Raw genomic sequence first — 20,569 nt, forward strand, 5'->3', positions numbered from 1 at the left:
CAGGGTCGAGGCCATCTCAGCTTGCCTTCTTGCTGCGGCTGTCGCTGCGCGCCGGCGCCTTCTTCGCCACGGCCTTCTTTGCTGGAGCCTTGCCGCTCATCTTGGCGCTCTGGCGCAGCGCTTCCATCAGGTCGACGACCTTGCGTTCCGGGGCCTGTTTCTTCTTCGGTGGCGCCCGGCCCTCGATCTTCGCCTTCACCAGCTCGACGAGGGCGGCCTCGTAGCGATCTTCGTATTCGCTCGGTTCGAAGCTGCCTTGCTTGGTGCCAATGATATGGCCTGCAAGCGCGATCATTTCCTTGTCGAATTTGATGTCGGGAATGTCGTCGAAGACCGTATCGGCCGAGCGCACCTCGTAGTCGAAATTCAGCATCGTCGCGACGATGCAGTCGTCATGCGGGCGGATCAGCAGCGTCCGGTTGCGCCGGAAAAGCACGGCTTCGGCCAGAGCTGCGACCTTACCCTCGCGCATGCCTCTGGCGATCAGCGACAGCGCCTCCTCGTCATGCTCGTCGACGGGCGCGAGGTAATAAGGGCGATCGAAATACAGCTTGTCGATGTCGTCGTAGGCGATGAAAGCCTTGATATTGAGGACCTTGTCGCTTTCCGGCATGATTTCGGCGATCTCGTCGCCCTCGATGACGATGTAGTCGCCATTCTCCATCTGGTAGCCTTTGACCTGGTCGCCCCGCTCGACCGGTTTGCCGGTTTCACTGTCGACGAATTGCCGTTCGACTCGGTGGCCGGTCTTGCGGTTGATAATATTGAAGGATACGCGGTCGGAGGAGGAAACGGCGGTGTAAAGCCCGACGGCGCAGGCAAGGTCGCCCACCTTCAGATGACCCTTCCAGCTTGCCCGGGCGGCCATTCCATCCTCCGTCGCAAATCAGAGCCGGCTGCGGCTCTTGTCGGTTTCGAGTTCCTGAAATGCCCAGCCGCGGCCGTCGGGCGCGGGATAGGCGAGCAGCGCATCGCCATCGCCGATCTTCTGGCGCGATGCGGCGTCCTTGGCATGGACAATCGCTTCATCAGCTGTCGCATAGGTTTCCGAAAGTGTGTCGCCGAGCTTATAGGCCCAGCCATTATCATGCGGCACGACCTGATAGGTGATATCGGCCATTTCGGATCTCCTCTTCTTACTCAAATAGGGTGCATGATGTCGTCGGCTAGTTCCGATTTGGTTTGCGCCGTTCATCGAGCGCAATGATCTTCTCTAGCGACGCGATATCCTCGCTGGTAACGACTGGAACCGGATCGGCAGCGATGGCTTCCAGCACCTCCCGTGAGACGGCGCCATTGCGGATTGCCCATTCCAGTGTCTCGCGCGTTTCGCGCTCGGCTTTCAGCTGCGCATAGAGCACAACGATCAGCCGATCGCGGGCATCCATCCGCCGGCTTTGGCGATCCATGCTGCGGACATCAGGCATCGCAATCCACCTTTGTCACTGATTTCGTTCAGGTGTATTCAACTGATGACGGATGGAAAGGTTCCGAAACCCAGGGGCGGCCGCTTGCCATTGCCACCTGAGGCGGAAATCACTATTTGCAAGATGTTCGTCAGAGGATTTCAACATGGCCGATCTCAAGGCTCGTCCCCGCCCGACCGGCGCCACCGCCGTTCTCGGCCGTATCGGTTTTCCGCACGTCACCTCCGCCACCAAGGGCGAGATCGATATCGTCACCGCGCCGTCGCAACCGGGTTTCAATCCGCTCGATCTGCTTTATTCCTCGCTCTCGGCCTGTCTGGTGCTCAGCGCCCGCATCGCCGCCAGCCAGATGGGTATTCTCGACAAGATCAGCGAGATCACTGCCGAGGTCACCGGCGAGAAGGCGACGGAAGGCCTTTCGCGCGTTGCCAGGTTCAACATCGCTTTTTCAATCAAGGGCGATATCGACGAGGAAACCCGACAGAAAATCGCCCATGCCGCCGAAGACGAGATCTGCACGGTGAGCAACACCATCCGCGGCAATCCCGAGTTCTCGACGACGATATTGGGGTAAGGCTAAATCTACATAATAATTATAGACAATCGGGGGAGGAGGATTGCGTGACCACTGCCCCGCTTCTATGCTCGGGCATCGAAAGCAATGATCCCGGCCACCATGCAGCCCAAGCCTCTCCCGATGTCTGAACAGCCCGTCGTCGCCATCATCGGCGGCGGTGTCTCCGGCGCCGGCGTCGCCTATCATCTCGCGAGAGCCGACTGCGGCGAGCGCCCTGCCATCATGGTCTTCGAGCCGCGCGCCGAACTCGGCCGCGGCCTTGCCTATGACACGGCCGATCCGGCCCACCGCATCAATGTTCCAGCCGCCAAGATGAGCCTGCAGCCCGATGACCTGGGCGAATTCCTGGCCTGGATCGAAGCCCGCGACGCCGTCGCGGGCGACCCTGAGGCCAGGCAGCCCGATGGCTCGCTCTTCCCCCGGCGCCGGCTGTTCGGCGAATATGTCACCTCGCTGCTGAAGCCGCTGTTGGAAGACGGCAGCGTGCGTCATTGCCGCGCTGCGGTGACGGCTGTCGAAGCCCGTGCCGGCCGCTGGTCGATCCTCGACGATAGAGGCGGCGTGACGGAGGCCGATATCGTCGCGATCGCCACCAGCCATCCGCCGCCGGTAGCCCCCGGCCGGCTTGCGAGCCGGCTTGCCGCCCATCCCCGTTTCGTCGCCGACACCACGATGCCGGGCGCGCTCGAGGTGATCCGCCCGCATGACCGGGTGCTGGTCATCGGCAACGGCCTGACGGCCGCCGATGTCATTGCCTCGCTGGCTGAGCGCGGGCATGACGGTCCGGTGACCGCGATCTCGCGCCGCGGTCTGCGGTCTCGCGGCCATCCGCCGGTACCGCAGGAGCTCTTCGGCGATTTCGTCTCCAGTGCAGCCCATTCCGCCGTGTCGCTGCTGAGAGGGATCCGCGCCGCCATAGGTGCGGCGAAGGAAGAGGGCATAAGCTGGCATGGGGTGATCGATCAGGTGCGGGCGCAGGGATACGATCTCTGGCAGGCGCTACCGGTTGCCGAACGACGCCGTCTCGTTCGCCATCTGCGTCCCTATTGGGATGTGCATCGTTTCCGTATCGCCCCGCAGGTCGAGGCCGTGCTCGACGCGGCGGTTGCTGCAGGTCGCCTCGATATCCTGGCCGGGTCGGTTGCCGATGCGCGCATCGAGGGCGAGCTCATTCTTTGCACCCTGCAGCCGCGTCATCAGCGCCAGCCGTTGGAGCGGCGCTATGACGCTGTCGTCGTCACCACCGGCCCGGCGCATGGCGGCATTCTCGAAACCCAGCCCTGGCTCGCAGCCTTGGCCGCAAGTGGCCATCTGACGCTCGACCCGACCGGCCTTGGCCTTGCCTGCACCGAGCGCTCGGAGGCGATCGGCCCGTCGGGAAAGGCAGATGCTTCGCTGCTGATCTCCGGTCCGCTGGCGCGCGGCACCTTCGGTGAGCTGATGGGACTGCCGCAGGTGACCGAGCATGCGTTCTTCATCGCCGGCGAGATCGCCGAAAAGCTGCGGACCAGCGCGGCGAATAGGCATCCTGCCTGATTTTCCACCAATATGTCGCTCTTCGACTGTCCCCGGTGATCGACTTCTGATAGTCCCTCGGCCATCACTGCATAATTCCTTAAATCGAAATCGATTTAAGGATAAAATTATGCAGCAATTGAAAGTGTTACAGCGTCCTTTGCGCGTCTGAAAAGACGCGCGGCGCTGTAATATCCCGCCGGCCCGGCATTTGGGCGACCAGAAATATCGAGATCATGTCGCAGGCCGCTCCCACCCTTTCCGAAGCCTCGCCTTCCAATCGTTTCGCCCTTGCGGCGCTCCTTCTCGGCGGGGCGGCGATCGGCGGCTCGCCGATCTTCGTCAGGCTGTCCGAGGTCGGACCGATGGCGACGGCCTTCTGGCGCGTGGCGCTGGCGTTGATCCCGATCGTGATCGTCTCGCTGCTGAAGAAGGATGCGGGGCCGAAGCCGCAGAGCCTTTCCGACTATGGCATGCTGGTTCTGCCAGGCGTGATGCTGGCGCTCGACCTCGGCGCCTGGCACCTTTCGCTCACCATGACGTCGGTCGCCAATGCGACGCTGCTGGCCAACCTCGCACCGGTTTTCGTCACGCTGATCGCCTTCGTCTTTTTCAGCGCGAGGATCAGCCGCATCTTCCTGTTCGGGCTTGTCCTGGCGCTATCAGGCGTCGTCATTCTGAAGGGCGGACCGGCAGCCATTGGCAACGGTGACCTCAGCGGCGATGGCATTGCGATGATCGCCGCCTTCTTCTATGCCTGCTACATCCTTGCGATCGGCAGGCTGCGCAGCCGGTTCGATACGATCCGCATCATGTTGTGGAGCACGGCATCGGCTGCCGCCTTCATCTTTCCGATCGGCCTCATCTACGAGGGCCATATGCTGCCCGCGACCCTCTATGGCTGGTCGATCGTCTTCGGCCTGGCTTTTATCAGCCATGCCGGCGGGCAGGTGGCGATCACCTATGCGTTGGCCTATCTGCCGGCGGCCTTTTCCTCGCTGACGCTGCTGTTGCAGCCGGTCGTTGCGGCGATCCTTGCCTGGGCGTTGCTCAACGAAGCGATCGGGACGATGCAGGCACTCGGCGGCGCCGTCGTGCTTGCCGGCATCATGGTTGCCCGCCGTGGCTGATCGTCAGCGATTTTCCTGCAGTAGCCATTTCTGGATGATCGGAATGTCGGCATCGCCGAGATCGTGGCCGCCGGGGATGACGTCGGAATCGACGGTGGCACCCGAACTCTTCAGCCTTTCTTCCAGCTCGCTCGCATATTTGCCGTAGGCATCCGTCTTGCCGCTGATGACGAGCAGGTCCGTGCCTTTCAGATCGGCATGCGGATAGTCGCTCAGCACAGGCATGGAGCGCAGCAGCACCGCCTTGTGAACCAGGTTCGGGTGCAGGTAGAGCAGCGAGTTCAAAAGGTTGGCGCCATTGGAATAACCGACATAGACGACCTTCTGAGGATCGAGCCCGTAGGATTTGACGGCGCCCTCGATGAAGGCCGCGAAGGCCTCCGCCTCGGTCTTGATATCGTTCTGGTCGAAGGAGAAGGGGGTAATGCGCTTGTACCAGCGTGGAAACCCTTCCTCCGTCGCCCGGCCGCGCACGCCGAGCAGCGTCGCCCGCGGCGCCGCCTTGTTCAGGAGCGGCATCAGCGTCGTCTCATTGCCGCCGGAGCCGTGCAACAAAACGAAGACGCTGCCATCGGGATCCGGGGGCGTATAGAACCGGTGGACGAATGGCAGCTCGCGATAATTGATACGCGGCTGGCCGGGCATCGAAAATTGCGGCAGCATCACCTTCAGGTCGTGAAGATTGGTGATGGCTTCGGGCGGCGCGAAGAGCTTGCCCCCGAGGGCGGCCTGCTCTTCGTCCACGGTCATGCCGGGCTTGTCGGTGGCGAGTTCCACCAGCGTGCCGCCGGGTTCGCGGGCATAGAGCGAGCGGAAATATTTGCGGTCATGCATGTTGGTCGGCGATGCGTCGGTCGCCTCCAGCGCCTTGCGTACCGAAAGCAGCGTCTCCTCGTCGGCGGCGCGGAAGGCGACGTGATCGACCGTCCCGGTGCCCGGCGCGCCGGACCAGAAGCCGCGCGCATCGCGCACGTCGATGACGTCGCCGGATTGCGACACCAGCCTGTCGATCGTGCCGCGGCTGGCCTGGAAGCGGTAACCGAAATGCGTTTCGAGGAAGCTGCGGCTTTCGGCGGGCTCCTCCGTCAGCATGGTGGCGCCGCGCACGCGCTGAACGGCATGTTCGACCGGGATGGAGGCGCCGTCCCAGGCGGCCGGCGATGCGAGGTTCTTTGCGCCTGCGAGCTTGAGGATGATGTTGTCAGGGTCCTTCAGCCGTAGGACAGGCTCGCCGAATTCGTCGGCTGGTCCCTCTGAGTTCAGACCGAAGCTCATGGCGCGCGTCAGCCAGTAGCCGATGCTGGTGGGATTGATCGATAGCGATATTTCGCTGATCTGGCCGTAGCCGACCCGGCCGGGCGCACCATCTTCCCAGGCGAGGAAGGTCAGCAGCGAACCCGGCGTCCCTGCCGCATCGCCATAGAGGAGATGAAGCTGCGTCACGTCCTCATAACCGGCTGTCTGCTTGACGAGCCGCATGCCGAGAAATCCCGCGTAGAAGTCCACATTCGCCTGCACCTTGCGGGTTACGGCCGTGACGTGATGTATGCCTGATACCATCGAGAGCAGTCCTGATTGAAGCGGTGTCGTCAGGAGCGCGAGTATGAGAGCTGCGAAGGTCATACCGTTGCCAATGACGATCGCTTAATTTTGTTCCGCACAAAGCGCAAGCGAATCGCCGCGCTGCAACAACTCCAAATGATCGACATCTTCGAGTGCCTCTTCCAGTTGCTGCAGGGTCGGCGGCTTGACCATATAGGCGCGCGCGCCGAGATTTCTGGCCCGCCGCATGTCGCTCTCGTCGCCTGACGTGCTGAGAATGCAGACGGGAATTCGCTTGAGGCGGACATCGGCCGAAAGCGCATGCAGCACTTCGAAACCGTCCATGATCGGCATGTTGATGTCGAGCAGCATCAGGTCGATCTGCGGCACATCGGCGATGCCGGCGCGTTCTTCGAGCAGCCGCATCGCCTCGCGTCCGTTGGTGGCGACATGCAGGTTGAAATTCACCTTCTCCCGCCGCATCAGCTTGATCTTCAGAATCTGGATGTCGGCCGGGCTGTCTTCGACCAGCAGCACTTCGGCGAGCCTGCCCGAACCCTCGCCTGGCTGCTCCGCCGGCCTGGTGCTGTGCGGGACGGCCGATATGGCTGATGGCACAGGCCTCGCCTCGGCGAGCGGCACGTCGACAATGAAGGTCGCGCCCGGCCCATCTTCTGCCTCGCACCAAATCGAGCCGCCATGCATCTGCGCGATGCGGCGGCAGATGGCAAGGCCGAGCCCGGTGCCTTCGATGCCACGCCCAACGAGACGCTTGAACGGCTGGAAGATCAGATCGCGGTGCTCGGGGTCGATGCCAGGCCCGTTGTCACGCACGGTGAGGCGGCAGATATCGCCCTGCGCTTCGCCTATGATGCTGATCTCCGGAACCTTCTGCTCGCAATAGCGGATGGCATTCGACACCAGGTTCTGCAGGAGCTGGGTCAGCAGCGTCGCATCGCCCATGACCTCCGGCAGCGCCCCGCGGATGATGACGGCTCCGCGGCTTTCAGTCTGCTGGCGCAGATTGTCCTCCACCTGGTCGAGCACATCAGAGAGCGAGACCGGCCTGAGCTCCAGCCCGCCGGAGGCCTCGAGCTTGGTGAAGCCCGAGACCTTGACGATCAGGTCTTCCATGTGATCGGCGGCGCTGAGCACGTAATCGAGCAATTCCCGGTCTTCGGCCGGAAGCGCTGCAGAACCGTGCAGGATGCGGCTGAAGGATTTGATCGTCCGGAGCGGCTCCTTCAGATCATGGGCCATGGCGCGGGTGAAGATCTCCAGCGATTGCCGCTTCTGCTCCAGCTTCGCTTCCAGCATGCCGTGCATGATGGCGTTCTGAATGCAGCGATGCAGTGTTTCAGGCGAAAGCGAATCCTTTGTCAGATAGTCGCGTGCCCCGCTCTTCATCACCTCGACGGCGACGGTTTCGTTGCCTTGGCCGGTCAGCATGATGACGTTGGCGGCGGGATCGTCCTCCAATATATCGGCAAGCACGCCGAGCCCGTCGCGCCCCGGCAGCGAATAGTCGAGCAGGATGCAGTCCGGCCGTTTCCGGCCATTCAGCGCACGACCCTCTTCGCCCGTCTCCGCCTCCACGACGGTATAGGCAGTGCTGGAAACGCGGCCCAATATGCGGCGATAGACCTCGAGATCGTCGATGTTGTCGTCGATAATGAGAATAGAGCAGTGTTCCGCCAATCTTTCAGTCCTCGAGTGGCAGGATCGCGATTTCGAACCAGTATTCCTTCAGCCGCTGGATCGCGGCGAAGAGCCCGTCGAGATCCACCGGCTTCTGCACATAGGTATTGGCGCCGAGCGCATAGCAGCCTTCGATATCGCGTTCGTCGTCGGAGGTCGTGAGGATCACCACCGGGATCTTGCGCCAGCCGGCGTTCGATTTGATCGCCTCCAGCGTCTTGCGGCCATCAAGGCCCGGCATGTTGAGGTCGAGCAGGATCAGCCCCGGTTTCGGCACCATCTCGGCGAGCATGTCGAGCGCTTCCTGACCGGAGGCCGCCCAGCGGATCGAATTGCGCAGATTTGTGCGTTTAAAGGCGCGCATCGTCGCTTCGAAATCGTCTTCGCTGTCCTCGACGATCAGGATCGGTTGCGTATCACGCTGCTGCATTCTGCCCCTCGCGCTTTTTTCCCAGAGTGAAGTAGAATGTCGTGCCGGTGCCGACCTCGGATTCCAGCCAGATATCGCCATTGTGCCGCGCGATGATCTTGCGAACGAAGGTGAGGCCTGCTCCGGTCCCGTCGTCGGAATCCTGCGACTTTTCCAGCCGTTTGAAAATGCGGAAAATATCTTCGTGGAATTCCTGCGGAATGCCCTTGCCGTTATCCTTAACGAAAAACACGTTGCGGGCAACCGTGCCGTCCTTGCCGACGAACCGGTCAAGATAGCCGATCGAGACGAGCGGCGCCGGCTTGTCGTTGTATTTGATCGCATTGGTTATGAGATTGCGGAACACTTCGGTCAACCGCGGCGCGTCGCAGACCACCTCCGGCAGCCGGCCGTCGATGATAACCTTGGCGTGCCGTTCCTCCAGCAGCAACTCCATCGTCGCGACGACATCCTTGACGATCAGGCCGATATCGGTGCGTTTGACCGCCAGCTGCTGGCGTCCGAGCCGGGAGAAATAAAGAAGCTCGTTGACGAGCTTCTCCATGCGCTGGCTGAGACGCACGAGCCGGTTCAGCCGGCGCACGCCGTCCGCATCGAGCTTGTCTTCATAATCCTCCAACAGGAAGCGGGAGTGGTTGTGCAGGCCGCGCAGCGGTTCTTTGAGATCATGCGAGGCGATATAGGCGAATTCATCGAGGTCGTGGTTGCTGCGCTCGAGCTCGGCCGTATAGGCTTCGAGTTGGGAAAGCGTCGTTTTCATCCGTTCTTCCTGCCGGACGCGCTCGCTGATGTCGCGCACGATACCGACGAAGGTCTTCGTATGGCCGGTGACGACGGCGCTGATGGAAACATCGATCGGAAAGACGATGCCGCTCTTGCGTCGTCCGGAGACCATGCGCGTCGTGCCGATGATGCGCTCCTCGCCGGTCTGCCGGTAATGGGCGAGATAGCCGTCGTGCTCGGAATGGTAGGGTTCGGGCATCAGCATCTTGATGTTCCGGCCGATCGTCTCCTGCGGAGAGTAACCGAACATGCTTTCAGCCGCTGGATTGAAATTCCTGATCGTTCCACGCTCGTCGATGACGACGACGGCATCAGGCGTGCCGCGCACCAGCGCGCCGAAGCGGACGCGCTCGGTTTCGAGGTTATAGTTGTTGCGCATGAAATAGAAGACGAGGATCGCGATCAGCCAAAGCGTGGCAGCCGTAATGGTGCGGTTGGCGATTTCCTGCCAGAACGCCGCCTCGTTGTGCCTGACGGCGAAGAAGCCGAGCATCAGGAGCACGGTGCAGGCAAAGGCGAAGAAAAGCGGCGCGTTCCGGTTGCCGAACCAGAGCGCCGTCAGCACCAGCGGCACGTAGAGAATGCCGTTGGCGACACCCAGCGGAGTATAGAGATCGACGAGAAGACCGGTGAAGCAGACCGCAGCCGGGATCCAGAGCGGGATCTGTGCCCGGTTTGCCGGCTGAATCCACCAGGAGCGGGCGAGAAGCCCCGAGCCGAAGATCACCATGCCGACCGCCGTATGCAGCGCCATCGCCGCATAGGGCCCCCAGCGGTAGCCCTGTTCGGCATCGGTGACATAGCTGGCCAGCGCGATCATGCCGAGGGTGATGACGACGTAGCTCGTCAGCTCCTGCACGACCTGGCTTTTCCTCTCCACCTGGAGCGAGAGCAGCAGCGAAAGATTGGCGATCAGGAAGACCAGCGCCGTGTTCGGCCCCATGCCGCCGCCGATCTCAGCGATGAAATCCGGCGAAACCAGGAAGCGCGAGATCAACACGTCGACATTGTGAAACGTCCGCCCGATCATGACGATTTCCACGAGCCGGGCCGCGGCGATCGCCGCCGCAAGCCCCGCCGTGATCGTCGCCGTTGCTCGAAAACGGCGGGCGGGGAGTGTCGAAGCGGCAAGCCCCACGCCGGAAAGCACGAAGCAGAGCGCGGTGTTGAAGGCCATCGACGGAAAGCCGGGAACCAGCGAAATGACAATCTCGACCTGCAGCAGCCAGCCGGTAAGCGCCGTCACGCCGAGGAGGAACATCAGGCAGCCGACGGCAATCGCAAAGGCACGGTAGTGCTGTCTTGGCTGGTCCTGCAGGTCCACGTTGCCCTGATCCTGCACCCGTGTGTCCTCCTTCGGTTTGCGCGGCCATCTTTTCCGAAATCGAGGAATACTCAATAGGCAAGGCAGGGCGGTGCCGCGCTTTTTGCGAAATGATCTGCGATGAGGTATATCGAATTTTAGTGGAACCGCGATATGGTGATGTCGAAGGACAGCGAGGTTCATTCGAACAATATCCAAATCACGGTGCTAGATGACCACCCTATTTTATGTCGACGACAGCAAGGATGACCTCTTCTATGTCGACTATATGAGCAGAAAGCAGCAGTTAGACGTCGATCTATTCTGTTTCTCCACAGCCGAAATGGCGCTGGAGGCACTGGAGACGCGCGCGGCGGAAGGCAAGACCTCGCCCGATCTGCTGGTCGCCGATCTCTACATGCCGCTCGATAGCGGCATCGGCCTGATCACTCGGTTGCGCCTGGATGATCGTTTCAAGGCGATGCGGCTTGCTATCTGCAGCGGATCGGATGCTGCCGAGGACCGCGCGCGCTCACTCGATGCCGGCGCCGATGTCTATCTGGAAAAGCCACTTGACCTTGCCATGATCATTCTCAATCTTGAGATGTAGAAAACGGCGAAAGTCGTATGTCCTATTCCCTCTCATTCGTCCAAGCCATCTGACAAACCGCAATTGACAAGGTCGAGGACGCATCACAAGATGCAACCGAAGCGAAGAATATGGAACGCAAAATAAGCGCTGAGAGAACCGATCAACCCGCGTTCGCCGCCACGAACATCAGCCAACCCCTTAGCTGAATGGGTCTATCGGCTCTCTCGCGCTTACGTCTGGCACTGCCTTCTCGCATTCATGGATGTTGAATGCAGGAAGAATACGATACCCAGGTAAGAACTACTGCCCCTCAGTAAAATCTGCCCGTGCATCACCTGTCGTTGAGATAATTGATGATTTCCGCCTTACATATCGAAAGTCCCCGTTTTCGATATCTGTCATCAACCGTCTCGCAATTTTTGTAGCTCTTCGCGTTTAAGACGTATATCCCAAGATTTCGGGATTAGAGGCATTGGCGGGAGGAGAGGAAGAGTGGGAATGAACAATGCCCCGGCAATTCCCTTTCATGCCGGACCGGAGCTGAGCCGGGCGATCAACCGCACCGATTTTTTCCGTCTGTTGAAATCGGCGGCGCAGCATTACAACTTCGACAATTTCGCGCTTGCCCGCATTTCCGAAGCTTCGGCCCCTTTCGGTGAACGCGATATCGTCATCACCAATGTTGCCGAGCGGCGTGTCGGCCTTTTCATCACGACGTTGAAGGCGGCGCTGGGCACCGTCCGGGCAAAGTCCGCCCAGTTCCTGGCAACGCCGGTCCATGGCAAGAGCGCACAGCTGGAAGATTATCCATCAGATCTTGTTTTCAACGAGTTCCTGAGCGGCGTCTTTCTCTTCATCCCGCTGTTTACGCCGGAAGGGCGGCGATATTGCCTCGTACTTAGCGGCGAGCGTCAGGAGCCGGATCAGAGTGAGATCGCCGACATGCTTCTCGACGCCATGCGCATTTTCGACAAGCTCTACGAGGAAATCCTGACGCCGGAAATGTCCGGACGGCTGACCCAGCGCGAATCGGAAATCGTCAAATGGACGAGCGAAGGCAAGACGTCGGCGGAAATCGCCATTATTCTCGGTCTTTCCGAACATACGGTCAATTCGCACATCACCGCGGCCGCGCGCAAACTTGACGCTGTGAACCGCGTTCATATGGTGGCGATCGCCTTGAGGAATGGTTTGGTTTCGTGAAGTTGGTTTCGGGATTGGGGAAATGAGACGATGATCACCGAAACGAGCCGAAGGAATGCCGTAAAGGTTCTCTTTGTCGACGACGAATTCATCGAATTCCGCGCGCTCAAGAAGAAGATCGCCGATCTCTCCGAGCCGGCCGTCGAGGTTGAATATTCGCAATCGATCGGTGACGCGCTGGAAAAGATCCGCGCGGCGCGCTTCGATCTCATCCTGCTCGACAATCGCCTTCTGCCCAATGCCGATTTCCGCGACACGGTGCCGGAGCTGCGTGGCATCGGTTACACCGGTCCGATCGGCGTGGTCTCGACCGATATATCCGGCGGCTATTTCCAGGAATTCCCGGATTACGGCGTCGATTTCCGCATCGGCAAGGACGAAATCGATGCCCAGACGCTGCAGCATATCATCCGCGAATACGTGACCTATGACGTCCCGGATTTCTGGAAGGACGATTACAGTATCTAACCATCAAGCGATGGGAAGGCGGATGATGAATCGACTGCCGCTTTCATCCGAATGTTCGAGGCTGATATCGCCGCCAAGCGCCGTCAGAAACTCCCGCGTCGTCGTCAGTCCAAGACCGGCGCCCTGGACCGTTCCCGGCTTCGGCAATTTCCAGAAAGGCTCGAATATCCGCTCCCGATAAACGGGATCGATGCCTGTTCCATTGTCGGAAATCCGGATGAACCAGCCCGTCCCCTCGCGCTCCGCCGCGATGGCCACATGCGGCGGCGCTTCCCCGCGATAAATGAGGGCATTGGTCAGCAAGTGCCGCAGCACCAGACCGAGGAGGGCAGGGTCGGTACGGATGGAGGGTAGGCCGTCGCTTTCGAGCGTCGCCTCGCCGATCGCCGTCTCGTCGGTCAGTTCGCCCCAGATATTTTCGGCGAGCGCCTGCAGATCGACCTCTTCAGGGGTCACCTGCGGTGTGCCGCCGGCAAGGCTCATCAATGCCTTGGTGAGGCGCTGCGCCGTCTGCGCCTTTTCCATGATCATCCGCAAGCTCTGAAGCTGTTCACCGTCGAGCGTCTCCTCAAGATCGTCGAGCAGCAGCTCGGCATACATGGCGATATGGCGAAGCGGCGATTGCAGGTCGTGCGAGGCGGTTGCGAGAAAACGTTTGATGCGCTCCTCGCTGTCTCCGGCAACGGTGGTTTCCGGCGGTCTCGTTGGGTCGGATGACATCTGGCGGTTTCCCCGATCTCTTACAGCGCCGCGCGTCTTTTCAGACGCGCAAAGGACGCTGTAACACTTTGAATTGGCACATAATGCTGTAGCCGACAATAGAAAGAGGGCGCCGGCTCTGCAACCGGCGCCCTCTTCAAGGATGCGTTAACGGGATTTTAGCTCGCGGACTTGCGCGGGCGACCCTGTTCCGGCGGAATGATCTCGACTGCCTCATCGGTTGCCGGTGCCGCCTTGGCATGGCGGCGGCGCCAGTCGCCAAGGAAGAGCAGGATGGGTGCCGCGATGAAGATCGAGGAGGCACCGGCGACAAGAATGCCGAAGACCATCGGGATCGCAAAGCTCGAGACCGCGCTGCCGCCCCAGATCGCCATCGGCACCAGTGCGAGGAAGGCCGTCGCATTGGTGTAAAGGCTTCGCGCGAGGGTCTCGTTGATCGACTTGTCGATGATCTCGCGCAGCGGCATCGACTTGTAGAGCCGCATGTTTTCGCGCATGCGGTCATAGACGACGACCTTGTCGTTCACCGAATAACCGACAAGCGTCAGGATGGCGGCGATCGCCGTCAGGTTGAAGTCGAGGCCGGTGATCGCGAAGAAGCCGATCGCCTTGGTGACGTCGAGCACCAGCGTGACGATAGCGCCGACGGCAAACGGCCATTCGAACCGGACCCAGATATAGATGAGCATCGCAAAGCTTGCGATCACCACCGACAGGATGCCGGCCCAGGCAAGCTCGCCGCTGACCTTCGGACCGATGACGTCGGTACCTTCGACGGTGGCGTTCGGGTCGATCTTGATGACTTCGGCCTTCAGCTTGGTCACCGCTGCTGTCTGCGCCTCTTCGCCGCCCTCCTGCCGCTGCGCGCGAACGAGGATGCTGTTCTTGTCGCCGAAGGACTGCAGCGTGATTTCGCCGAGGCCGAGGCTGTCCAGACCTTCGCGGAACTTCGCAAGATCAGCAGCCCCTTGCGTCCTGACGGCCATCTGGATGCCGCCGCGGAAATCGACGCCGTAGTTGAGGCCCGGATGAATGAAGAGCACGACAGAGGCAATCGAAAGCAGCGCCGAAACGGTGACGCCGAAGAAGCGCGCCTTCATGAACTCGATGTGCTTGTCATAGGGGCTGAACGGGATCAATGGCCGGATGTTCAGCACCTTGAACTTGCGGCGGCGGGTGATCTCGATCATCGCGACGCGCACGAAGGCGACCGAGGTGAACATCGAGATGATCAGGCCAAGCGCCATGGTCACAGCAAAGCCGCGAACCGGCCCGGAACCGAAAAAGAACAGGATGGCCGCAGCGATCAGGGCCGTCATATTGCCGTCGATGATGGTCGAATAGGCACGATTGAAGCCCGTATCGATGGCGGCAAAGGCGCCCTTACCCTTGCGGGTCTCTTCACGAATACGCTCGTTGATGAGAACGTTGGCGTCGACCGCAAGGCCGATGCCGAGCACGACACCGGCAATGCCCGGCAGTGTCAGCGTCGCGCCAACCAGCGTCAGGGCCGAGAAGGTCAGGATCGTGTGGATCAGCAGCGCCACATTCGCCAGGATGCCCCAGGTGCCATAGAGAACGAAGATGAAGAGTGCGACGAGAGCAAAGCCGACGAGGCCGGAATAAATACCCATCTTGATGGCGTCGGCGCCGAGGTCGGCGCCGACGGTGCGTTCCTCGATGACCGTCAGCTTGGCGGGCAGGGCGCCGGCGCGCAGCATGGCGGCCAGCGTCGTGGCGCTGTCGGCTGAAAAGCTGCCGGAGATCTGGCCGGAACCGCCGGTGATCGGCTCACGGATGACCGGCGCGCTCAGCACCTTGTCGTCGAGGACGATGGCGAAGGGATTGCCGACGTTCTGGCGGGTGATATCGGCAAAGCGGGTGGCGCCGGCGCTGTCGAAGCGGAAGCTGACGATCGGCTCACGCGTGTTCGGATCGAAGCTGACGCGGGCATCCGAAAGGCGATCGCCGGAGATCTCGACGCGGTCGAGGACCGGATAGGAATTGCCTTCATCGTCCTTCAGCATGGTCACGCCGGGTCCGGGCGCGTTGTTCGGCGCCAGCATATGGAACGACATTTTGGCGGTGGAGCCGAGAAGTTCGCGCAGGCGCGACGGATCCTGCGCGCCCGGAAGCTGGACGAGCACGCGGTTGGCGCCGATGCGCTGGATGGTCGGCTCGGAGACGCCGACCTGGTCGACGCGCTGGCGGATGACTTCAAGGCTCTGCTGGACGGCATTGTCGACATTGGCGGCGATGCCGGCCCGCGAGAAGCCGACGGTGATGGTGGCGCCGTTCGCCGTGACATCAAGATCCGCCTGGCCGGCGCTGAGGCCGGTGCTGATCGGGTTGGCAAGCGTCTTAAGTTCGGTGACGGCAGCATCGCTCTGTGAGGCATCGGCGAGCGTCACGACGATCTGGTTCTGGCCGCGGACCACGGCTTTCGGCTGGATGCCCTTTTCGCGCAGCACGCGGCGCGCGTCCTGAAGCAGCGATTGCAGCCGCTCCTTGGTAAGGTCGGCTTCGTCGACTTCCAGAACGAGGTGCGAACCGCCGCGAAGGTCGAGGCCGAGCGACACCTGCTCATGCGGCAGCCAGGCCGGCACGCGCTGGAGGACGGATTGCGGCAGGACGTTCGGCAGGGCGATCAATAGGCCGAGTAGGATGATCACCGTATAGGTGACCACCAGCCATCGTGAAGTACGCATGTTGTATTCCTTGATATCGAGGGCCGGCGCTCGGGCGCTGGCGGCATGTCGTCAATGGTCGGAAGCGCCGATCGGCGCGAGCGTCAGGCAGCGACCGGCGGTGCGCGCGGCTGATGGGTCCTGGAGACTGCGGCATGAAGCGAAGCTTCAAATGCCGGAAAAGGCGCGGCCATGGTCCAGCCGGAAAAATCGACAGCCGGGGCGGCGGCAAGGGCAAGCGGTCCGGCGTCATGCGCCGCCTGCTTCGGTGCAAGTTTGCGTTCACTGGCAAGCAAGCCGCGCACCGCATCGCGCGCAGTCAGCTGCGGCGGCTGCGAATCCCGATCGGAAGAGGAAAGCGTATTGACGGCGGCGGCCGGCGAGAACACCAGATTGCCGCCGAAAAGAAGGCCGAGATAGGCAAGGGTGGCGACGAGGAGGGAAGCGGCGATACGGCTCGTCAGACGGCGCTGGTCCAGCTCCATCTTCTCCGTCCCGGCCATGTCACTCCCGTATCGGCTCAAAAGCGCGCCAATCTCTCATTCTCTTTCCGGCGGAGGGTCATCCGTCGGCATAATTGTATCAGGCCCATGCCCGTCTTCATAGGGCACACTCTCATGATGCACTTGGGCGAGCCGGTCAACCATGCCAAGCGCGATTTCACGCTCGCCCATGATGACGGTGTCGGCGCCATATTGCTTCAACTCATCGACCTCGGCGTCGGAATGGGCGCGGGCGACGATGAGGATCGACGGATTGACGCTGCGCGCCTGCTCGGCGATCCGGCAGGCCTCGAAGGCGTTCGGGATGGCGATGGCAATGCTGCGCGCAGTCGCGAGATTGGCGAGATCCAGGGTCTCCCTTGCCACCGCATTGCCCATGAAGGCTTCGACGCCCTGCGCCTTCAGCTCGCCGATACGCTTGTCGGAATCTTCGATAACCAGGAAGGGCGTGCCCGACGATTTGAGGTTCTGCCCGACGATTTTGCCGACGCGCCCATAACCGATGAGAATGGCGTGGCCGCTGAGAGTGGTCGGATGCACCTCGTCATCGTCAGCTGGCGCCGTCTCCTGAGTGATGGTCGGATCTGCGGCGTCGGCAGCGGGCGCGACTGCGGTCTCCTCGCGTTTCGCACCTTCGAAAAGTGGCCGCATGCGGTCGCAGAGGAAGAACAGCAGCGGATTGAGGATGATCGAGATGATGGCGCCAGCAAGAATCAGATCGCGGCCCTCCTCCGGCAGCAGCCCGAGTTGGACGCCGAGGGCGGCGAGGATGAAGGAGAATTCGCCGATCTGGCCGAGGCTTGCCGAAATCGTCAGCGCCGTGCCGAGCGGCTTCTTGAAGGCGAGCACGATCAGCAAGGCGGCGACGGACTTGCCGATGACGATGATGAAGATGGTGGCGAGGATCGGCAGCGGCTTGTCGATCAGGATGTTCGGATCGAACAGCATGCCGACCGAGACGAAGAACAGCACGGCAAAGGCGTCGCGCAGCGGCAGGCTTTCCTGTGCGGCGCGATGGCTGAGCTCGCTTTCGGCAAGCACCATGCCGGCGAAGAAGGCGCCGAGCGCCAGCGACACGCCGAAGAGCTTCGCCGCTCCGAAGGCGACGCCGAGCGCGATCGCCAGCACGCCGAGCCGGAAGAGCTCGCGCGAACCGGTATGGGCGATGCGGTGCATCGTCCATGGAATAAGCTTGCGGCCGAAGACCAGCATCAGCGCCACGAACAGCGCCACCTTTACCAGCGTCATGGCGATCATGCCGCCGATGCCGAGATCGAGGCCGAACAGGCGGCTCAGCCCGGCTGAGAGCGGCTCGACGGGAGCGTGACCCTCACCGCCGATGCTGGCTGCGGCCGGGATCAGCACCAGCGCCAGCACCATGGCGAGATCCTCGACGATCAGCCAGCCGACGGCGATCCTGCCGCGCTCCGTCTCGACGAGGCGCCGCTCCTGCAGTGCCTTCAGGAGCACGACGGTGGAGGCGACCGAAAGCGCAAGGCCGAAGACCAGGCTGCCGCCGGTCGGCCAGCCCATGAAGGCGCCGAGCCCCCAGCCGAGCAATGTCGCGAAGGCGATCTGCACAATCGCGCCGGGCACGGCGATGCCACGCACCGACAGCAGGTCTTTCAGGGAGAAATGCAGCCCGACGCCGAACATCAGCAGGATGACGCCGATTTCGGCAAGCTCCGGCGCAAGGTTCTGATCGGCCACATAACCCGGCGTATGCGGCCCCACGAGCACGCCGGCGATCAGATAGCCGACGAGCGGCGGCATCCGCAGCCGATGGGCGAAGGCGCCGAAGATGAAAGCCAGCACGAGGCCGCCGACGATTGTCGAAATCAAGGGCGTATCGTGTGGCATCGCTGTCTCCCGATCTGGAAATCCCGTTCGTAATATGACATATATGGTGTATATCGACCAATATGGGCAACTTGAAATCATGGGTCAAGGCGCAAGGGAAACAATTCTCACTCCCGCTCTCTGCCGCGCGGCGCGCGGCTTGCTGGACTGGACCCAGACCGACCTGGCCGGAAGGGCCGCCGTCTCGCGCAGCACCATCCGCGATTACGAGGGCCGGCACCACGACATCCATCGCGCGACGGAGGCGCAACTGCGCCTCGCCTTCGAGGAAGGCGGCGTCAAATTCGTGGAGATCGAAGGGACGGGCACCGGCCTCTGCTTGGCCTCTGCATAATTCCTTAAATTGGAATCGATTGGCTCAGGGCACCAGGCAGGCGGCGGAGACCTTGTAAACGGAGAGCGCCTTGCCCTTGTAATAGCCCGCCGTCGGCTGCCAGTTCTTCAGTACTTCGGGCGTCTCGGTGGCGCAGCTGAAGGGACCGTCCGTCAGGAAAAGCACCTTGCCGGTGATGTCGGCCGGCAGGGCGAATTCCTGCTCGTAATAGCTCTCGGGAAGGCCCGCCGGCGCTCGCGCATAGATCCTGTAGGATGTGTCGCGCAGCGTATAGAAAAGATCGGCGACCATGTCGCGATCATTGGTGACGATGATGTCGGTGCCGGCCTGGCTGGCAAGTGCTGCGGCTTGGCGGCTGACCTCGGCGCGGCCGAGATAGCGCTTCATCAGCTCGTCGCCGTTCGGCAGCAGCAACTGATGCGAAAAAATCGTCGCCAGCGGAAAGAGCAGGCTGGCGATGCCGTTGATGGTCAGCGACAGCCTGAGCCCCTTCGGCCACATCCGGTACAGCAGCCAGACGGCAAGGATGGTGCCTGCGACATAGGCAGTCACCGCCCAGTTGGCATAGGCCTTGGCGACCGTTGCCTGCAGCGTGATCAGCACCACCACCGGCATCGACAGCCAGACCAGCATCTTTTCCCGATCGTCGCTCCTGCCCCTGATCATGCGGTAGACCGCCCAGAGCATCGCGAAGAAGATAATCGGCCCGACGACGCCGAACTGGGCGGCGAAGAATTCAAGCCCGCGACGGAGATTGATACCGAGTTCGCTCCAATGGGCGATGTCCTGGGTATGCCGCACCGTCGTGTTGTCGTGCTGCAGGTTCCACCAGAGGTTCGGCAGGGCGACGACCGCCGCGACCGCGACCGCGATGATGAAATCGCGAATGGCGATGCGCGCCGCCGGAATGAGGAGGAGGGCAATCGCGCCGCCCGGAACGACGAACAGCACGGCATATTTCGTCAGGAAGGCGAGGCCGACGCCAAGGCCCATGACGAGCGCCAGCCCGACCGAGCGCCGCTGCGTCAGGCCGAAATAGGCAAGCAGCGCGATCGCGATGAAGAACAGCAGGATCACGTCGGTCGAGAAGAACACAGAAGAAAGCGCCACACCGGGGAGCGTGATGTAGGTGGCGCCCGTCCAGCCTTCGATCTCCGGCCCGACGAAACGCTTCGCCGTCTTCATCAGCACCAGTGCCGCCGCCATGTGGATCAGCGGTCCGAGCAGCCTGATCCAATAGATGGCGTTGGAGCCGGAAAGCTCGGTCATCGCCCGGATCACCCATGCAATCATCGGCGGCTTGGAATAATAGCCGAGGTCGAGGTTTTGCGACCAGAACCAGTACTGCGCCTCGTCGACGAAAAGGTCCGTCGTATCGAAATTGAGCATGACGACGCGCCAGAGCGTGAAGCCAAGAACGATGAGGAGACCAGATCTGGGGGACATGAATCGATAGTTCCGCTGACGTGAAAGGCGCGAGTGCGATACACCAAAGGTGCCGGACTGCCAACGGGGAAGGGTGGGTCTAAAGCATGTCGTTATCGCAAAAGTGTGCAGCGGTTTTGCGATAACGACATGCGTAAAAACAAAGAGCTGAAGCGCAAGGAGCGTATCTGAAGGATCGCGATGCGCTTTAGAACACCCGAAGGGCGCGGATGTCGCGGTTTGCGGCGAGGGAATCGAGGCGGGCGACGGCTGCAAGCAGCGTCATTGCAATCAAGCAGGCACCCAATCCGAGAACAATCATTGCTCTGTCCTTGTCGACGTCATGTCTTGGTTATCGACCGGCATATAACA

Annotated in this window: 19 protein-coding genes; 7 read left to right on the forward strand and 12 right to left on the reverse strand. The window is 61.5% G+C overall.

The window, feature by feature from the left end; translation table 11 throughout:
• Positions 1 to 16 precede the first annotated feature (16 nt).
• The 3 genes from B5P46_RS05980 to B5P46_RS05990 are packed head-to-tail and all read right to left on the reverse strand — an operon-like array spanning position 17 to position 1,427.
• The gene (locus B5P46_RS05980) at positions 17 to 868 is read right to left on the reverse strand and encodes a Ku protein (RefSeq protein WP_129417904.1); all 852 of its coding nucleotides are present in this window, start codon (positions 866 to 868) and stop codon (positions 17 to 19) included.
• Positions 869 to 886: 18 nt separating this feature from the next.
• A complete protein-coding gene (locus tag B5P46_RS05985; RefSeq protein WP_129417905.1) occupies positions 887 to 1,120 on the reverse strand; it encodes a DUF2188 domain-containing protein in 234 nt (77 codons plus the stop codon).
• Positions 1,121 to 1,166: 46 nt separating this feature from the next.
• Positions 1,167 to 1,427: a hypothetical protein gene (locus B5P46_RS05990; protein WP_129417906.1), complete on the reverse strand. Its 261-nt coding sequence runs from the start codon at positions 1,425 to 1,427 to the stop codon at positions 1,167 to 1,169.
• Positions 1,428 to 1,572: 145 nt separating this feature from the next.
• Here B5P46_RS05990 and B5P46_RS05995 point away from each other — a divergent pair, with 145 nt between their 5' ends.
• The 3 genes from B5P46_RS05995 to B5P46_RS06010 all read left to right on the forward strand — a co-directional run bounded on the left by B5P46_RS05995 (position 1,573) and on the right by B5P46_RS06010 (position 4,649).
• A complete protein-coding gene (locus B5P46_RS05995; protein WP_129417907.1) occupies positions 1,573 to 2,001 on the forward strand; it encodes an OsmC family protein in 429 nt (142 codons plus the stop codon).
• Positions 2,002 to 2,088: 87 nt separating this feature from the next.
• Positions 2,089 to 3,540 (forward strand): FAD/NAD(P)-binding protein, encoded by a 1,452-nt coding sequence (locus tag B5P46_RS06000; RefSeq protein ID WP_206735314.1) that lies wholly within the window; start codon positions 2,089 to 2,091, stop codon positions 3,538 to 3,540.
• A 215-nt stretch (positions 3,541 to 3,755) separates the two neighbouring features.
• Entirely contained in the window at positions 3,756 to 4,649 is an 894-nt protein-coding gene (locus B5P46_RS06010; protein ID WP_129417910.1) for a DMT family transporter, read from the forward strand.
• 3 nt (positions 4,650 to 4,652) lie between these two features.
• Here the strand turns inward: B5P46_RS06010 and B5P46_RS06015 are convergent, their stop codons facing one another.
• The 4 genes from B5P46_RS06015 to B5P46_RS06030 are packed head-to-tail and all read right to left on the reverse strand — an operon-like array spanning position 4,653 to position 10,609.
• On the reverse strand, positions 4,653 to 6,272 hold the full coding sequence (locus B5P46_RS06015; RefSeq protein WP_206735315.1) for a VOC family protein: 1,620 nt from the start codon (positions 6,270 to 6,272) through the stop codon (positions 4,653 to 4,655).
• Between the two features lie 21 nt (positions 6,273 to 6,293).
• The gene (locus tag B5P46_RS06020) at positions 6,294 to 7,889 is read right to left on the reverse strand and encodes a response regulator (protein ID WP_129417911.1); all 1,596 of its coding nucleotides are present in this window, start codon (positions 7,887 to 7,889) and stop codon (positions 6,294 to 6,296) included.
• 4 nt (positions 7,890 to 7,893) lie between these two features.
• Complete coding sequence (locus tag B5P46_RS06025; protein ID WP_003545468.1) at positions 7,894 to 8,319, reverse strand: response regulator; 426 nt, start codon at positions 8,317 to 8,319, stop codon at positions 7,894 to 7,896.
• Positions 8,306 to 10,609, reverse strand: a complete 2,304-nt coding sequence (locus B5P46_RS06030) for a sensor histidine kinase (protein ID WP_206735316.1) — start codon at positions 10,607 to 10,609, stop codon at positions 8,306 to 8,308. Before B5P46_RS06030 ends, B5P46_RS06025 begins: the two co-directional genes overlap by 14 nt.
• A gap of 28 nt (positions 10,610 to 10,637) precedes the next feature.
• On the opposite strand from B5P46_RS06030, the gene B5P46_RS06035 reads away from it, so the two are divergent.
• The 3 genes from B5P46_RS06035 to B5P46_RS06045 all read left to right on the forward strand — a co-directional run bounded on the left by B5P46_RS06035 (position 10,638) and on the right by B5P46_RS06045 (position 12,668).
• Complete coding sequence (locus B5P46_RS06035; RefSeq protein WP_129417913.1) at positions 10,638 to 11,015, forward strand: response regulator; 378 nt, start codon at positions 10,638 to 10,640, stop codon at positions 11,013 to 11,015.
• A gap of 480 nt (positions 11,016 to 11,495) precedes the next feature.
• Positions 11,496 to 12,200: a response regulator transcription factor gene (locus B5P46_RS06040; RefSeq protein ID WP_129417914.1), complete on the forward strand. Its 705-nt coding sequence runs from the start codon at positions 11,496 to 11,498 to the stop codon at positions 12,198 to 12,200.
• 30 nt (positions 12,201 to 12,230) lie between these two features.
• Positions 12,231 to 12,668, forward strand: coding sequence for a response regulator (locus B5P46_RS06045; RefSeq protein WP_003545475.1), 438 nt, complete (start codon positions 12,231 to 12,233; stop codon positions 12,666 to 12,668).
• Positions 12,669 to 12,671: 3 nt separating this feature from the next.
• Here B5P46_RS06045 and B5P46_RS06050 read toward each other — a convergent pair whose 3' ends face one another.
• The 4 genes from B5P46_RS06050 to ybaL all read right to left on the reverse strand — a co-directional run bounded on the left by B5P46_RS06050 (position 12,672) and on the right by ybaL (position 18,438).
• Positions 12,672 to 13,388, reverse strand: coding sequence for a sensor histidine kinase (locus B5P46_RS06050; protein ID WP_129417915.1), 717 nt, complete (start codon positions 13,386 to 13,388; stop codon positions 12,672 to 12,674).
• A gap of 158 nt (positions 13,389 to 13,546) precedes the next feature.
• Positions 13,547 to 16,096, reverse strand: a complete 2,550-nt coding sequence (secD, locus tag B5P46_RS06055; protein WP_129417916.1) for a protein translocase subunit SecD — start codon at positions 16,094 to 16,096, stop codon at positions 13,547 to 13,549.
• A gap of 83 nt (positions 16,097 to 16,179) precedes the next feature.
• The gene (locus B5P46_RS06060; RefSeq protein WP_129418843.1) at positions 16,180 to 16,560 is read right to left on the reverse strand and encodes a hypothetical protein; all 381 of its coding nucleotides are present in this window, start codon (positions 16,558 to 16,560) and stop codon (positions 16,180 to 16,182) included.
• A gap of 54 nt (positions 16,561 to 16,614) precedes the next feature.
• Positions 16,615 to 18,438 carry a YbaL family putative K(+) efflux transporter gene (gene ybaL / locus B5P46_RS06065; RefSeq protein ID WP_129417917.1) on the reverse strand — a complete coding sequence of 608 codons (1,824 nt, stop codon included), beginning with the start codon at positions 18,436 to 18,438 and terminating at the stop codon, positions 16,615 to 16,617.
• A 34-nt stretch (positions 18,439 to 18,472) separates the two neighbouring features.
• Here ybaL and B5P46_RS06070 point away from each other — a divergent pair, with 34 nt between their 5' ends.
• Positions 18,473 to 18,772, forward strand: a complete 300-nt coding sequence (locus B5P46_RS06070) for a helix-turn-helix domain-containing protein (RefSeq protein ID WP_129417918.1) — start codon at positions 18,473 to 18,475, stop codon at positions 18,770 to 18,772.
• A 24-nt stretch (positions 18,773 to 18,796) separates the two neighbouring features.
• Here B5P46_RS06070 and B5P46_RS06075 read toward each other — a convergent pair whose 3' ends face one another.
• The gene (locus B5P46_RS06075; RefSeq protein WP_129417919.1) at positions 18,797 to 20,218 is read right to left on the reverse strand and encodes an ArnT family glycosyltransferase; all 1,422 of its coding nucleotides are present in this window, start codon (positions 20,216 to 20,218) and stop codon (positions 18,797 to 18,799) included.
• Between the last annotated feature and the right edge of the window lie 351 nt (positions 20,219 to 20,569).

The sequence above is a fragment of the Rhizobium leguminosarum genome (assembly GCF_004123835.1).
Taxonomy (GTDB): Bacteria; Pseudomonadota; Alphaproteobacteria; order Rhizobiales; family Rhizobiaceae; genus Rhizobium; species Rhizobium leguminosarum_M.

Excerpts from the sequence above, each read along its gene's own strand:
- B5P46_RS06030 (WP_206735316.1), bottom strand. The coding sequence starts at position 10,609 with ATGAACCTCGCTGTCCTTCGACATCACCATATCGCGGTTCCACTAAAA.
- B5P46_RS05980 (WP_129417904.1), bottom strand. The coding sequence starts at position 868 with ATGGCCGCCCGGGCAAGCTGGAAGGGTCATCTGAAGGTGGGCGACCTT.
- B5P46_RS06000 (WP_206735314.1), top strand. The coding sequence starts at position 2,089 with ATGATCCCGGCCACCATGCAGCCCAAGCCTCTCCCGATGTCTGAACAG.
- B5P46_RS05985 (WP_129417905.1), bottom strand. The coding sequence starts at position 1,120 with ATGGCCGATATCACCTATCAGGTCGTGCCGCATGATAATGGCTGGGCC.
- B5P46_RS05990 (WP_129417906.1), bottom strand. The coding sequence starts at position 1,427 with ATGCCTGATGTCCGCAGCATGGATCGCCAAAGCCGGCGGATGGATGCC.
- B5P46_RS06010 (WP_129417910.1), top strand. The coding sequence starts at position 3,756 with ATGTCGCAGGCCGCTCCCACCCTTTCCGAAGCCTCGCCTTCCAATCGT.
- ybaL (WP_129417917.1), bottom strand. The coding sequence starts at position 18,438 with ATGCCACACGATACGCCCTTGATTTCGACAATCGTCGGCGGCCTCGTG.
- B5P46_RS06015 (WP_206735315.1), bottom strand. The coding sequence starts at position 6,272 with ATGACCTTCGCAGCTCTCATACTCGCGCTCCTGACGACACCGCTTCAA.
- B5P46_RS06075 (WP_129417919.1), bottom strand. The coding sequence starts at position 20,218 with ATGTCCCCCAGATCTGGTCTCCTCATCGTTCTTGGCTTCACGCTCTGG.
- B5P46_RS05995 (WP_129417907.1), top strand. The coding sequence starts at position 1,573 with ATGGCCGATCTCAAGGCTCGTCCCCGCCCGACCGGCGCCACCGCCGTT.
- B5P46_RS06040 (WP_129417914.1), top strand. The coding sequence starts at position 11,496 with ATGAACAATGCCCCGGCAATTCCCTTTCATGCCGGACCGGAGCTGAGC.
- B5P46_RS06045 (WP_003545475.1), top strand. The coding sequence starts at position 12,231 with ATGATCACCGAAACGAGCCGAAGGAATGCCGTAAAGGTTCTCTTTGTC.
- secD (WP_129417916.1), bottom strand. The coding sequence starts at position 16,096 with ATGCGTACTTCACGATGGCTGGTGGTCACCTATACGGTGATCATCCTA.
- B5P46_RS06050 (WP_129417915.1), bottom strand. The coding sequence starts at position 13,388 with ATGTCATCCGACCCAACGAGACCGCCGGAAACCACCGTTGCCGGAGAC.
- B5P46_RS06060 (WP_129418843.1), bottom strand. The coding sequence starts at position 16,560 with ATGGAGCTGGACCAGCGCCGTCTGACGAGCCGTATCGCCGCTTCCCTC.
- B5P46_RS06070 (WP_129417918.1), top strand. The coding sequence starts at position 18,473 with ATGACATATATGGTGTATATCGACCAATATGGGCAACTTGAAATCATG.
- B5P46_RS06025 (WP_003545468.1), bottom strand. The coding sequence starts at position 8,319 with ATGCAGCAGCGTGATACGCAACCGATCCTGATCGTCGAGGACAGCGAA.
- B5P46_RS06035 (WP_129417913.1), top strand. The coding sequence starts at position 10,638 with ATGACCACCCTATTTTATGTCGACGACAGCAAGGATGACCTCTTCTAT.